Genomic DNA, 12909 nt, shown 5'->3' with positions numbered 1-12909 from the left:
GAGACGACGATGACCGAGGCCCAGGGGACCGAGCACGGCGGGCAGTCCGTGCCGCAGACCAGGACCGCCCGCCACCGCCGGATCGTTGACATCCTGAACCGGCAACCGGTGCGCTCCCAGAGCCAGTTGGCGAAGCTGCTGGCGGACGACGGGCTGAGTGTCACTCAGGCGACGCTCTCCCGGGACCTGGACGAACTGGGCGCGGTCAAGATCCGTAACACCGGCGGTGAACTGATCTACGCGGTCCCCAGCGAGGGCGGTTTCCGCACCCCGCACGCCCCGCTCGGCGAGTCGGCGAAGGAGGAGCGGATGCGCCGCCTCGCGGGCGAACTCCTCATCTCCGCCGAGGCGTCGGCCAACCTCGTCGTGCTGCGGACGCCTCCGGGCGCGGCGCAGTTCCTCGCCTCGGCCATCGACCAGGCCGAGTTGAGCGACATCCTCGGCACCATCGCGGGTGACGACACCCTGATGCTGATCAGCCGCGACCCGGCGGGCGGTCAGTCGCTCGCGGACCACATGCTGAAGCTGGCGCAGAAGGACCGTTGAGGGAGTGGTGAGGCCGCTCTCGCGAGGGGGCGGCCTCAGGCGGTGCCGACTCCGGCGACATGGCGGTGGAAGCCGCTGGTCATCCAGGTGCCCCCGGTCGCGGTGACGGCGAAGGCCTCGGTGTCCGGCAGCGCCTCCAGCCAGCCCAGGGCCCGGTCGCCCATCGCGTACGCGGCGGTCGCCCGTACATCGGCCGTGGTCAGCCCCTTCGGGCAGATCACGGTGATCGAGGCGAGCCCGTCGACCGGGGCCCGGCCCGTGTACGGGTCGAGGACATGGCAGCCCCGCTCGGCCGGGCCCGAGGTGGCCACGCCGAAGCCGTCCCGCGTCTCGACCACCGTGGCGAGGCCGCCGGGGTTCAGCGGGTCGGCGATGCCCACCCGCCAGGGTCCGCCCACCAGTTGGACGTCACCGCCGCCGTTGAGGCACACCGAGGCGGCCCCGGAGGACGCGATCATCCGTACCGCGCGCTCCACGGCCCAGCCCTTGACCAGTCCGGTCGGGTCGAGCCCGCCCGCGTAACGGGTGGTGAACCAGCCGTCGCTCTCGCGCTCCGCCTCCGCGCACAGTTCGAGCACCTCGGGGACCTCGGCCGCGCAGTCGGCCAGGGACAGTTCCCCCCGGCCCAGCCGGGTGATCTGGCTGTCCTCGCGGTACGTGGAGAAGACCTCATCGGCGCGGTGCAGGGAGGCCACGGCGGCCTGGAGCCCGGCCCCGACCCTGGCCTCGTCCTCGACCCCGCGGATGTCGAACGAGAAGACGGTGCCCATCGACTCCTCGACATGCCGGAGCCGGCCCTCCTCGGGCGACATCAGATACCGGCCTGGTCGAGGGCGCTCTGGAGGGAGCCCTGGTAGCCCTTGCTGGTGTAGCTGGCTCCGGAGACGGCGTCGATCCGCGCGCTCTGCGCGGTGACCGCCGCCTGGTTCAGCTGGGGTACGGAGTTGGCGGTGATCGACTGGCTGCGCGCGTCGGAGCTGGGCGCCCGGACGGCCTCGGCCTGGGTGACCCTGCCGCCGCTGACCGTGATCCGCACCTGGACCGGGCCGTACTGGGTGTCCACGGCGCTGCCGAGGACGGTCCGCGTACCGGTGGCGGCGGAGCCCGCGCCCGTACCCGTACCGGTACCCGTACCCGTACCGGAGTCTCCGGTGCTCGGGGTCGTGCTCGGGTCGGGGGCGGGGGTGGCGACGTTCTCCGGGGCGCCGCCCGCCTCGACGGAGCCGGCACCCGAGCCGCCGGTGGTGGTGCCCGTGGCCGCGTCGCCGCTGCCCGCCTGGTCGAGGGCGCTCTGGAGGGAGTCCTGGTAGCCCTTGCTGGTGTAGCTGGCTCCGGAGACGGCGTCGATCCGCGCGCTCTGCGCGGTGACCGCCGCCTGGTTCAGCTTCGGTACGGCGTCGGCGGTGATCGACTGGCTGCGCGCGTCGGACTTCGGCGCCTGCACCGCCTCGGCCAGGGTGATCTTCCCGCCGGTGAGGGTGATCCGCACCTGGACCGGGCCGTACTGGGTGTCCACCGCCTCGCCCAGCAGGCTCTGCCCGGCCGCGCCGGTGCCCCCCGTGGCGGCGGACACCCCCGTGCCGGTCTGGGCGGCCGCCCCGGCGACCGGTGTCCCGCCGGGCTGCTTCAGGGCGAGCAGCAGGACGACGCCCGAGGCGGTCGCGGCGACACCGATCATGATCCGCCGGAGCGGATGCTTCCTCTTCATCGACAGTGCCTCACATTTCGAAGGACTCGTGATGGATACGTCGGGTGGGGACGCCCGCTTCACGCAGGGCCTCGTACGACTGACGGGCGAGTCCCGTGGGCCCGCAGACGTAGACGTCGTGGTCGTCGATGTCCGGCAGCAGCTCCTTGAGCCGTTCCGGGGTGATCTCGGGGCGTACCCCGTCGGGGCCGTTGACCGCGTACAGCAGCCGCGCGCCGCGCGCCGACGCGATCTCGCGCAGCTCCCGCCAGAGCGCCAGGTCCTCGGTCTTGCTGGCCCGGTAGAGCAGCGTCAGATCGCCGGGCTCGCCCGGCAGCGTCTCGAACAGGGCCCGCATCGGGGTGATACCGGCGCCGCCCGCGATCATCAGCACCTTGTCCTGGCTGCGCCGCGCCGCCGTCATCGCCCCGTAGGGGCCCTCCGCCCAGATCCGGGTGCCCGGTTCGAGCCGGGCCAGGGCCTCGCTGTGCTCGCCGTTGGCCTTGACCGTGATCCGCAGCAGATCGGGCCGGGGCGGCGCCGACAGGGAGTACGGATTGGAGCTCCAGCGCAGCCCGTCGGTCAGGAACCGCCAGCGGAGGAACTGGCCGGGTTCGGCGCCCAGCCGGTGCAGCCTGCGGCCGGTGATCAGTACGGAGACGACGCCCGGGGCCTCCTGCACCGTCGAGTCGACCCGCATGCGGTGGAACAGGTTGAGCCGGATCGGAGCCAGGACGCGGTACCAGAGCAGCAGCGCCCCGGCCGCGCCGTACAGCACGTACCACGCGGTACGGGCCGTGGCGTCGCCGACGAACTCGGCGCCGGTCACCAGCTGGTGCCAGAAGGTCAGATAGACCGCGACATAGGTGAGCAGATGGATGTAGTACCAGGTCTCGTACCGCAGCGTGCGGCGCACCGCGCCCGCCGAGACACCGCCGATCACCAGGAAGAGCACCGTCCCGATGGTCGCCTCGATCATCCGGGGGAAGTCGGTGACGACGGCGACGGTCTGCTCCATGAGCCCGATGTTGGCCTGGACCGAATAACCCCACACGATCAGTACGACATGAGCGATGATCAGACTGACCGCGTACCGGCCGCCGATCGCGTGCCAGCGCGCCACCCGGTCCGAGCCCACACGCCGCTCCAGCGCGGGCACCCGGGCCATCAGCAGCACCACGATCGCGATCAGATAGCCGCCGAGCAGCCCGGTCAGCCGGCCCGCCCCGGTCAGCCACTCGGCCAGGTCCATGTGGACGACCGGAGTGTTCAGCCACCACATCGCCATGACGGCCGCCGCGCCCGCCCAGCACACCGTGAGAACGGGCATCGCGCCCGACCGCTGCGGGCGGATCGCGCGCATGGTCTGTCTTCTGGCGGCCCTACCGTTGTGCATCATCGACACGGGAACTGCACCTCAACTCTTCCTCCGTGTCCGCCGATACGGATTTGAGTGACGGCGGGTTCAAAAAACGGACGGAGGGGAGCTGTGAGTTCAAACTTTGGTGGTTCCTCCTACTGGAACCAGCCGGATCTGCTACGACACCACGATCGCGATATGCGGCCGGCGGGCCGGATCCGCCCAGCCGAGGACGGAGCGCATCGCCCCGGCCGGTACGGACACACAACCGGCGGTCGCGCCCGCGCCGTTGACATGCAGGAAGATCCCGGCGCCCCGGCCGCGTACCGGCCGCTGGTAGTTGAAGCCGATCACCAGCGCGAGCCCGTACTGCGGCCGGTAGTCCGTCAGATGCTCGGCCTCGTCGGCCCGGCAGTCCGGGGGGAGGCCCTCCACCCAGCGGTTGTACGACCGCGAGCCGTTGTCCTGGCACCACCAGGACGTCTCCGTCACCTCGCGGTAGCCGTACGCGATCCCGGCGGGCGCGGGCTCGGTCCCGAAGGCGTACGGCAGGTCGTACACCCCGATCGGGGTGGTCGAGGTGCCTTGCACGCGCGTCGCGCCGTCGGTCAGCCCGCCCGCCCCGAACCGCGCCTCGGCGGTCCCGGCCGCCACCCACCGGCCGTCGCGCCGGTCCCACCAGGTCAGCCGGCCGGTGGTGGCCTTCGGGTCCGCGGCCTCGGCGGTGATCAGCTGGCTGCCGCCGCCGGTGTCCGCCAGCCGCTCGGGCAGCGGTACGTCACGGGCGGCGGCCGCGGTGGTGGCGGTGACGACGGTCAGCAGGGCGGCGGCGAGGACGAGGGCGGTGCGCATGGACCGGAACGTACCGCCGCCGACCGGTCCGCGCGCGGCGGGAGCGGCGGCGGCAGCGCCGGAAGGCCGTCCAGGCTGACCCCGATGTGATCCTTCTTCTCGCAGTACGCGGCGAACTCGGCGTCCGACTTCCGCGCGAAGTGCTCCGCGTGCTGGGTGCGCTCCTCGCGGTAGTCCAGGAACGGTACGGCGAACCCGCGGGCGTCCCCGATACGCTCCGCGTGGATCACGATGACGGCGCGGGCCGCGGGCCCGTCGACGTCCTCGAAGTACGGGATGTACTGCGCCCAGCGGGGATCGTCACGGAAGACGGGCTCACCCCGGCCGTGCACCCGCAGCACCTTGGGCGGCCCCGCGAACGCGCACCACATCAGCGTGATGCGGCCGTTCTCCCGCAGAGGGGCGATGGTCTCGGCGCCGCTGCCGCCGAAGTCGGGATAGGCGAGGGTCAGCTCGTCGATCACGACGAGGGTGCCGGCCCGCCCCTTGGGGAGAGGTTGACATGGCCGTCGCCCGCCGGCGGCGCGGTGGCGGTGAAGAAGACGGGCTGTTCCTCGATGAAGGTCCTGATCCTGCCGTCGATCCGTTCGTAGCGCTGTCCCATGACGCCGATTATCCGCCCGGTCCACGGGGGCCGAACGGGCGACGCCGCCGCCTCCCGGAGTGTTCCGGGGGACGGCGGCGTCGCTGAGCGGCCGGGAAATCAGCTGTTGAGGGTGCACTCCGCGAGGGCGTCGAGGCCGACGGGCTTTTCGGCGGTGCGGCCGATGGCGGTGGCGATGCGGTTGATGGTGGCGACGCGCTTGTCCTTCAGCGGGCCGACGATGGCGTTCTGGGCGAAGTTGGCGCCGCCCTGGCCGGCGGTGTCGGCAAGTCTCTGGTTGGCCTCGGCGATCTGGGTGTCGAGGAGCGCGAGGTTGCGGTCGACCTCGGCCTGGGCGGAGGCGGGGATCGCGGGCAGGCTGGGCGCGACGGCCGGGCAGTTCACGGTGTTGGCGGCGCCGGTGTCGCCAACCGCGTTCCCCGCGCCACCGGTGGCGCCCGCGTCACCCGTGTCGCCACCGGTGGCCGGAGCCTCGGCGGCGGGTGCCTCGGCGGCCGGGGCCTCCGCGGCGCCGCCCGCGTTCAGGGTGCACTCCGCGAGGGCGTCGAGGCCGACGGGCTTTTCGGCGGTGCGGCCGATGGCGGTGGCGATGCGGTTGATGGTGGCGACGCGCTTGTCCTTCAGCGGGCCGACGATGGCGTTCTGGGCGAAGTTGGCGCCGCCCTGGCCGACGGTGTCGATGAGGCGCTGGTTGGCCTCGGCGATCTGGGTGTCGAGGAGCGCGAGGTTGCGGTCGACCTCGGCCTGGGCGGAGGCGGGGATCGCGGGCAGGCTGGGCGCGACGGCCGGGCAGTTCACCGTACCGGCGGCTCCCGCGTTGCCGGCGCCCGCCTCGCCACCGGCGGCCGGGGCGTCCGTGGCCGGGGTGGAGGCGGCGGGCTGCGCGGCCGCGCCGTCCGCGTTCAGGGTGCACTCCGCGAGGGCGTCGAGGCCGACGGGCTTTTCGGCGGTGCGGCCGATGGCGGTGGCGATGCGGTTGATGGTGGCGACGCGCTTGTCCTTCAGCGGGCCGACGATGGCGTTCTGGGCGAAGTTGGCGCCGCCCTGGCCGACGGTGTCGGCAAGTCTCTGGTTGGCCTCGGCGATCTGGGTCTCCAGCAGCGCGAGGTTGCGGTCGACCTCGGCCTGGGCGGAGGCGGGGATCGCGGGCAGGCTCGGCGCGACGGCCGGGCAGTTCACCGTGGAAGCCCCGGCCTTCGTGGCGGCTCCGGAGCCCTGGTCCTCTCCGGCCATGGCGTTGCCGACGATCACCGCTCCGGACAGTACGACCGCCGCGGCGCCCCCGGCGATGATGACGCGGCGCTTGTTGTACTTCGGAAGAGCCCTGGACATGCGGAAACCTCACTCGAATGAAGATGAAGTAAGGGGGCCGACCCGGTGCGGGACCGGGCGGCGTTCCCTCGGTGACCAACGGTGTTCAAACGGTGTTATTAACGCGGCGCCTGCGTCTGGGGAGAGGTACGGGACGGCGGCGCGCTTCGTTCAACGCGTTCTCGAACATCTCCGGAACATCTTCGAGATTGACGAATCATACGGAGGGATGCATACTTATGCCCATCAGTGAATGCATCGTAAGGAGAAACCCGTGACCGAGCGCGTCGTACTCGCCTACTCGGGAGGGCTGGACACCTCCGTCGCCATCGGCTGGATCGCCGAGGAGACGGGCGCCGAGGTCATCGCCGTTGCCGTGGACGTCGGCCAGGGCGGCGAGGACCTGGATGTCATCCGCAAGCGCGCGCTCGCCTGCGGTGCCGTCGAGGCCGAGGTCGCGGACGCCAAGGACGAGTTCGCCGAGGAGTACTGCCTCCCCGCGATCAAGGCCAACGCCCTCTACATGGACCGCTACCCGCTGGTCTCGGCGCTCTCCCGGCCGACCATCGTCAAGCACCTCGTCGCCGCCGCCAAGAAGCACAACGCCGGCATCGTCGCCCACGGCTGCACCGGCAAGGGCAACGACCAGGTCCGCTTCGAGGCCGGCATCACGGCTCTCGGCCCCGACCTGAAGTGCATCGCCCCGGTCCGCGACTACGCGATGACCCGGGACAAGGCGATCGCCTTCTGCGAGGAGAAGAACCTCCCGATCGCGACCACCAAGAAGTCCCCGTACTCCATCGACCAGAACGTCTTCGGGCGCGCCGTCGAGACGGGCTTCCTGGAGGACATCTGGAACGGCCCGATCGAGGACGTGTACGAGTACACCTCGAACCCGGCCACGCCGCGCGAGGCCGACGAGGTCATCATCTCCTTCAAGGAGGGCGTGCCCGTCGCCATCGACGGCAGGCCCGTCACCGTCCTCCAGGCGATCCAGCAGCTCAACCAGCGGGCCGGCGCCCAGGGCATCGGCCGGATCGACATCGTCGAGGACCGTCTCGTCGGCATCAAGTCCCGGGAGATCTACGAGGCGCCCGGCGCCATCGCGCTGATCACCGCCCACCAGGAGCTGGAGAACGTCACCGTCGAGCGCGAGCTCGCCCGCTACAAGCGGCAGGTCGAGCAGCGCTGGGGCGAGATCGTCTACGACGGCCTGTGGTTCTCCCCGCTCAAGCGCGCCCTGGACGGCTTCATCAACGAGGCCAACCAGCACGTCACCGGCGATATCCGGATGACCCTGCACGGCGGTCGCGCCGTCGTCACCGGCCGCCGGTCGGACGAGTCGCTGTACGACTTCAACCTGGCCACCTACGACTCGGGCGACACCTTCGACCAGTCCAAGGCGCAGGGCTTCATCGAGATCTTCGGCCTCTCGTCGAAGATCGCCGCCCGGCGCGACCTCGCCTGATCCGGCTCGTTCCGCGGTCCGCCTCCCCGTTCGTCCGCGGCGGGGAGGCGGTTGCACGACCCCTCCCCCGCATGACCCCTCCCCGCATTCCATGACTCCCGAATCCCTCCGAAGGAGCAGCAGTGAGCAGCAACAACGGTGACGTCCGGCTCTGGGGCGGCCGTTTCGCCGACGGTCCGGCCGAGGCCCTCGCGAAGCTCTCCGCGTCGGTCCACTTCGACTGGCGGCTCGCGCCGTACGACATCGCCGGATCCCGCGCCCACGCCCGGGTGCTGCACAGGGCCGGGCTGCTCACCGCCGACGAACTGACCCGCATGCTGGCCGGGCTCGACCAGCTGGAGGCGGATGTCGCGGACGGCTCCTTCACCGGCACCGTCGCCGACGAGGACGTCCACACCGCACTGGAGCGCGGGCTGCTGGAGCGCCTCGGCGCCGACCTCGGCGGCAAGCTCCGGGCCGGCCGGTCGCGCAACGACCAGGTCGCCACGCTCTTCCGGATGTATCTGCGCGACCACGCCCGGATCGTCGGCGGTCTGATCACCGACCTCCAGGACGCGCTGGTCGGTCTCGCGGAGGCGCACATCGATGTCGCCATGCCGGGCCGTACGCACCTCCAGCACGCCCAGCCCGTCCTCTTCGCCCACCACATGCTGGCGCATGTGCAGTCGCTGTCCCGGGACGCGGAGCGGCTGCGGCAGTGGGACAAGCGCACGGCGGTCTCCCCGTACGGATCCGGCGCGCTGGCCGGCTCCTCGCTCGGCCTCGACCCGGAGGCGGTCGCCGCCGACCTCGGCTTCGAGCGCGGTTCGGTGGGCAACTCCATCGACGGCACGGCCTCGCGCGACTTCGTCGCCGAGTTCGCCTTCATCACGGCGATGATCGGCGTCAACCTGTCGCGGATCGCGGAGGAGATCATCCTCTGGAACACGAAGGAGTTCTCCTTCGTCACCCTGCACGACGCGTTCTCCACCGGCTCGTCGATCATGCCGCAGAAGAAGAACCCGGACATCGCGGAGCTGGCGCGCGGCAAGTCCGGCCGGCTCATCGGCAATCTGACGGGGCTGCTGGCCACGCTGAAGGCGCTGCCGCTGGCGTACAACCGCGACCTCCAGGAGGACAAGGAGCCGGTCTTCGACTCCTGCGACCAGCTGGAGGTCCTGCTCCCCGCCTTCACCGGCATGATGGCGACCCTCACCGTCCACCGGGAGCGGATGGAGGCGCTGGCCCCGGCGGGCTTCTCGCTCGCCACGGACATCGCCGAGTGGCTGGTCCGGCAGGGTGTGCCGTTCCGGGTGGCGCACGAGGTCGCGGGGGAGTGCGTCAAGGAGTGCGAGGCGCTCGGCATCGAGCTGAACGAGCTGACGGACGCGCAGTTCGCCAAGATCTCCGAGCACCTCACCCCCGACGTCCGCTCGGTCCTCAACGTCCCCGGCGCCCTCGCCTCCCGCAACGGGCGCGGCGGTACGGCCCCTTCGGCCGTCGCCGTCCAGCTCTCCGAGGTCAAGGCCGACCTGGTGATACAGCGTGCCTGGGCCACGGCCAAGAAGTAACCACCGCTACAGCGCCGCCGCCCACTCCGCGAGCGCGTCGAAGTCCGGCCGGATCAGCCCGATCCCGGGATCGACGCGCACCAACAGGGCGGCGGCGAGGCTGTGCCGGGCGGTCCATTCGCGGTCGTACGAGGTGATCTCGTCGTCCACCCACGCGAACGGCCGCCCCGCCGCGTACTCCAGGACGTACCGCGTCTTCCAGAAGGTCCCGCGAGGGGCCTTTCGCGTATCGGGGGCCAGTCGACATACGGCAGCTCCGGCAGCCCGAGCCGCGGCCCGATCCACACATTGGCGTCGGCGGTCCAGGTGGTGGCCCAGACCAGGTCGTACGGGCCGGTGAGCGCGCGCAGTTCGGCGCCGTGCTCCGGGGCGAGGAGTACGGGCAGCGGCCCGGGTCCCGGCCAGGCGGAAGGGCGCGTCCAGTGGCGGACGTAGCCCGCCGGGGGGTGTGCGTGGGGCGGGGCCTCGTACGGGTTGAGCGGGCCGTCGACGAGGAGGAGAAGGGGTTTCACCGGGGCTCCTGAAGGGGCTCGTAGGGGAACGCGCACACGGGGACATCCGCGTGCTCGAAAATATGACCGCATGGAGCTCGTATCGAATGAGACGCCAATGTCTCATTCGGGCTATGGTCACCTCATGACAGTCGACCGTGAACAGGTGCTGCGCACCGCCGCCGCGCTGCTCACCCGTCGGCCCACCGCGACGATGGACGAGGTCGCGCGGGCCGCCGGGATAGGGCGCGCGACGCTGCACCGGCATTTCGCCGGGCGGGAGGTGCTGGTCAGAGCGTTGGAACAGCTCTGCATCCAGAAGCTGGAGGCCGCGTTGGAGACCGCGCGGCTCGACGAGGGGGAGGCCGACGAGGCGCTGCGACGGCTGGTCGCGAGCGTGGAGCCGGCCGCCGGGCTGCTCGGCTTCCTGTTCACCGAGAGCCAGCTCTTCGAGGGCGAGGTCTCCGCGGGCTGGGAGCGGATGGACGCCCGCATCGCCGCGCTCTTCCGGCGGGGTCAGGAGGAGGGGGCCTTCCGTATCGACCTCAGCCCCGCCTGGCTCACCGACGCCCTCTACGGGCTCGTCAGCTCCGGCGCCTGGGCCATCCACGACGGCCGGGTCGCCCCCAAGGACTTCCAGCACATGATCGTCGAGTTGCTGCTCGGCGGAGTACGACGGAGTGTGAAGAGATGACCAGTGCCCACCGGATCGAGGCGGAGCCCGAGCCGAGCCCCCGCCCCGGGCGGTGGATCGCGCTGTCCGTGCTGGTGCTGGCCGTCCTGCTGGTGGCGGTGGACGCGACGGTCCTGGGCCTGGCGACGCCGTTCCTCAGCGAGGACCTCCGGCCCACGGGCACCCAACTGCTGTGGATCGGTGACATCTACTCCTTCGTCATCGCCGGGCTCCTCGTCTCCATGGGCAGCCTCGGCGACCGTATCGGCCGCAAGAAGCTGCTGCTGACGGGCTCGGTCGCGTTCGGCGCGGTCTCCGTGCTCAACGCGTACGCCAACAGCGCGGAGCTGATGATCGTGGCCAGGGCGCTGCTGGGGGTCGCGGGCGCGACCCTGATGCCCGCCACCCTCGCCCTGATCCGCAATATCTTCCACGACCCCAAGGAACGCAGCTTCGCCATCGGGATCTGGGGCGCGATGGCCTCGGCGGGCGCGGCGGTCGGCCCGGTCGTCGGCGGCTTCCTGCTGGAGCACTTCTGGTGGGGCTCGGTCTTCCTGATCAACCTGCCCGTGATGGCGGTCCTGGTGATCGTCGGAATCAAGACACTTCCCGAGTCGAAGGACCCCGCCCCAGGACCCTGGGACCTGATCAGTGTGGCGCTCTCGATGATCGGGATCGTCGGTGTGGTGTACGCGATCAAGGAGGCCGCCACCCACGGGTTCCGCTGGGACATCGCGGTGGTGGGGCTGCTGGGCGCGGGCGCGCTGTACTGGTTCGTACGGCGCCAGCTCACCCTGCCGTCCCCGCTGCTGGACATGCGGCTCTTCCACCACCGGGGCTTCTCCGGCGCGGTCCTGGCGGACCTGTTGACCATCCTCGGACTGTCCGGGCTGGTCTTCTTCCTGTCCCAGTACCTGCAACTGGTCCAGGGCCGCGGCCCTCTGGAGGCCGGGCTCGCCGAACTGCCCGCCGCGGTCGGCGCGGTGACGGCGGGGCTGCTCGCCGGGACCGCCGCGCGCCGGTTCTCCGTGCGCTCCGTGGTGGCCGGCGGTCTCGGGGCGATCGGGGTGTCCCTCGCCGTACTGACCGGAATCAGCCAGCACACCGGCTATCCGCTGTTCGGCGCGGTCCTGCTGGTCGTCGGCGTCGGCGCGGGCTTCTCCTTCACCGTCACCGCGGACGTGATCCTCTCCAGCGTCCCCAAGGAACAGGCCGGCTCCGCCTCGGCGGTCTCGGAGACGGCGTACGAACTGGGCGCGGCCCTCGGTATCGCGCTGCTGGGCACGATCATCACCGGGGTCTACCGGGACTTCCCGACCCCGCCGGGGATCCCCGCCGAAGCAGCCTCGGCCGCGCACGAGTCCCTGGGCGGCGCCGTGGAGGCCGCGGTGGGCCTGCCCGGCGGGCCCGAGCTGGTCGCGGCGGCACAGGAGGCGTTCGTGGACGGTGTACGGCTCGCGGCGGGCGTGGGCGCGGCGGTCCTGCTGGCCACCTCGCTGGCGGCCTGGTTCCTGCTGCGCGGCCAGAAGCTGGAGGACAGCCCGGAGGCGTGAGCGCTCCGGTACGGCAGGCCCCGCGCCTCCCGCGCTACGCGGCCTTGGCCTTCGTGGCGTACATGTCCACGTACTCCTGGCCGGACAGCTCCATCACCTCGGTCATCACCGAGTCGGTCACGGCCCGCAGCACATAGCGGTCGCGGTCCATGCCCTCGTACCGGGAGAACTCCATCGGCTTGCCGAAGCGCACCGTCACCTTGCCGCTGCGCGGCATGCCCGCCCCGGTCGGCTGGAGCTTGTCCGTGCCGATCATCGCGAACGGCACCACCGGCGCGCCCGTCATCAGGGTCAGCCGGGCGATGCCCGTACGGCCCCGGTAGAGACGGCCGTCGGGGGAGCGGGTGCCCTCCGGGTAGATGGCGAAGACCTTGCCGTCCTCCAGCACCCGGCGGCCGGTCATCAGCGCGGCGACCCCGCCCCGGCCGCCGTCGCGGTCCACCGGGATCATGCCGGAACCGGTGAAGAACCAGGCCATCAGCCGGCCCTTGAGGCCCTTGCCCGTGACGTACTCGTCCTTGCCGATGAAGAACGCCTGCCGGTCGCAGACCATCACCAGGATCATCGAGTCGATGAAGGTCAGATGGTTGCCCGCGAGGATCACCGGACCGCTCCCCGGAATGTTCTCGGCGCCCTCCACACGGGTGCGGAACATCAGGCGCATGATCGGTCCGAGCACTGCCTTGATGAGCGCGAAGCGGGACAACAGATCCTCCGGCGTCGGTGATGCGGTGGTGGGACGGCCTGCCAAAGCATCTGGACGGCCTACTGAAGCCTTACGGATATCCACGGTACTCGCGGCCGGGGGCGTCCG

Annotated in this window: 10 protein-coding genes and 3 pseudogenes; 5 read left to right on the top strand and 8 right to left on the bottom strand. The window is 71.3% G+C overall.

Annotation, left to right across the window (positions count from 1 at the left end; translation table 11 throughout):
- The first annotated feature begins 9 nt into the window (after positions 1-9).
- Positions 10-546 carry an arginine repressor gene (locus tag ACIP8W_RS09735; RefSeq protein ID WP_401949934.1) on the top strand — a complete coding sequence of 179 codons (537 nt, stop codon included), beginning with the start codon at positions 10-12 and terminating at the stop codon, positions 544-546.
- 35 nt (positions 547-581) lie between these two features.
- Here ACIP8W_RS09735 and ACIP8W_RS09730 read toward each other — a convergent pair whose 3' ends face one another.
- From ACIP8W_RS09730 to ACIP8W_RS09705, 6 genes and pseudogenes are all read right to left on the bottom strand, one after another.
- On the bottom strand, positions 582-1358 hold the full coding sequence (locus ACIP8W_RS09730; protein WP_401949931.1) for an FAD:protein FMN transferase: 777 nt from the start codon (positions 1356-1358) through the stop codon (positions 582-584).
- Positions 1358-2254 (bottom strand): FMN-binding protein, encoded by an 897-nt coding sequence (locus ACIP8W_RS09725; protein WP_402202551.1) that lies wholly within the window; start codon positions 2252-2254, stop codon positions 1358-1360. The genes ACIP8W_RS09730 and ACIP8W_RS09725 overlap by 1 nt, the downstream gene beginning before the upstream one ends.
- A gap of 10 nt (positions 2255-2264) precedes the next feature.
- Positions 2265-3596 carry a ferric reductase-like transmembrane domain-containing protein gene (locus tag ACIP8W_RS09720; RefSeq protein WP_401949926.1) on the bottom strand — a complete coding sequence of 444 codons (1332 nt, stop codon included), beginning with the start codon at positions 3594-3596 and terminating at the stop codon, positions 2265-2267.
- A 174-nt stretch (positions 3597-3770) separates the two neighbouring features.
- Positions 3771-4445 carry a L,D-transpeptidase gene (locus ACIP8W_RS09715; RefSeq protein WP_401949923.1) on the bottom strand — a complete coding sequence of 225 codons (675 nt, stop codon included), beginning with the start codon at positions 4443-4445 and terminating at the stop codon, positions 3771-3773.
- Positions 4409-5049, bottom strand: a pseudogene (locus ACIP8W_RS09710) (pyridoxamine 5'-phosphate oxidase family protein). The gene ACIP8W_RS09715 and the pseudogene ACIP8W_RS09710 overlap by 37 nt, the downstream one beginning before the upstream one ends.
- Positions 5050-5568: 519 nt before the next feature.
- Positions 5569-6381 (bottom strand): annotated as a pseudogene (locus ACIP8W_RS09705) (hypothetical protein); the annotation flags it as partial.
- A gap of 253 nt (positions 6382-6634) precedes the next feature.
- Here ACIP8W_RS09705 and ACIP8W_RS09700 point away from each other — a divergent pair.
- Together ACIP8W_RS09700 and argH are read left to right on the top strand one after the other, a co-directional pair.
- Positions 6635-7828: an argininosuccinate synthase gene (locus tag ACIP8W_RS09700; protein WP_401949920.1), complete on the top strand. Its 1194-nt coding sequence runs from the start codon at positions 6635-6637 to the stop codon at positions 7826-7828.
- A gap of 122 nt (positions 7829-7950) precedes the next feature.
- Complete coding sequence (gene argH, locus ACIP8W_RS09695) at positions 7951-9378, top strand: argininosuccinate lyase (RefSeq protein WP_401949917.1); 1428 nt, start codon at positions 7951-7953, stop codon at positions 9376-9378.
- A 6-nt stretch (positions 9379-9384) separates the two neighbouring features.
- Here the strand turns inward: argH and ACIP8W_RS09690 are convergent.
- Positions 9385-9890, bottom strand: a pseudogene (locus ACIP8W_RS09690) (hypothetical protein).
- Positions 9891-10014: 124 nt separating this feature from the next.
- Here ACIP8W_RS09690 and ACIP8W_RS09685 point away from each other — a divergent pair.
- Complete coding sequence (locus ACIP8W_RS09685; RefSeq protein WP_402202548.1) at positions 10015-10563, top strand: TetR/AcrR family transcriptional regulator; 549 nt, start codon at positions 10015-10017, stop codon at positions 10561-10563.
- Positions 10560-12095: an MFS transporter gene (locus ACIP8W_RS09680; RefSeq protein ID WP_401949908.1), complete on the top strand. Its 1536-nt coding sequence runs from the start codon at positions 10560-10562 to the stop codon at positions 12093-12095. The genes ACIP8W_RS09685 and ACIP8W_RS09680 overlap by 4 nt, the downstream gene beginning before the upstream one ends.
- Before the next feature lie 34 nt (positions 12096-12129).
- On the opposite strand, the gene ACIP8W_RS09675 is transcribed toward ACIP8W_RS09680, so the two are convergent.
- The gene (locus ACIP8W_RS09675) at positions 12130-12759 is read right to left on the bottom strand and encodes a lysophospholipid acyltransferase family protein (RefSeq protein ID WP_401950455.1); all 630 of its coding nucleotides are present in this window, start codon (positions 12757-12759) and stop codon (positions 12130-12132) included.
- Positions 12760-12909: the final 150 nt, after the last annotated feature.

The organism is Streptomyces sp. NPDC088554 (assembly GCF_044752945.1).
Lineage (GTDB): Bacteria > Actinomycetota > Actinomycetes > Streptomycetales > Streptomycetaceae > Streptomyces.
The sequence above is the reverse complement of the archived record's forward strand: the minus strand, read 5'-3'. Positions and strand labels throughout refer to the sequence as shown.

What these genes read in the sequence shown, in the direction of transcription:
- ACIP8W_RS09735 (WP_401949934.1), top strand. Translation starts at nt 10, where the DNA reads ATGACCGAGGCCCAGGGGACCGAGCACGGCGGGCAGTCCGTGCCGCAG.
- ACIP8W_RS09730 (WP_401949931.1), bottom strand. Translation starts at nt 1,358, where the DNA reads ATGTCGCCCGAGGAGGGCCGGCTCCGGCATGTCGAGGAGTCGATGGGC.
- ACIP8W_RS09725 (WP_402202551.1), bottom strand. Translation starts at nt 2,254, where the DNA reads ATGAAGAGGAAGCATCCGCTCCGGCGGATCATGATCGGTGTCGCCGCG.
- ACIP8W_RS09720 (WP_401949926.1), bottom strand. Translation starts at nt 3,596, where the DNA reads ATGCGCGCGATCCGCCCGCAGCGGTCGGGCGCGATGCCCGTTCTCACG.
- ACIP8W_RS09715 (WP_401949923.1), bottom strand. Translation starts at nt 4,445, where the DNA reads ATGCGCACCGCCCTCGTCCTCGCCGCCGCCCTGCTGACCGTCGTCACC.
- ACIP8W_RS09685 (WP_402202548.1), top strand. Translation starts at nt 10,015, where the DNA reads ATGACAGTCGACCGTGAACAGGTGCTGCGCACCGCCGCCGCGCTGCTC.
- ACIP8W_RS09680 (WP_401949908.1), top strand. Translation starts at nt 10,560, where the DNA reads ATGACCAGTGCCCACCGGATCGAGGCGGAGCCCGAGCCGAGCCCCCGC.
- ACIP8W_RS09675 (WP_401950455.1), bottom strand. Translation starts at nt 12,759, where the DNA reads ATGCGCCTGATGTTCCGCACCCGTGTGGAGGGCGCCGAGAACATTCCG.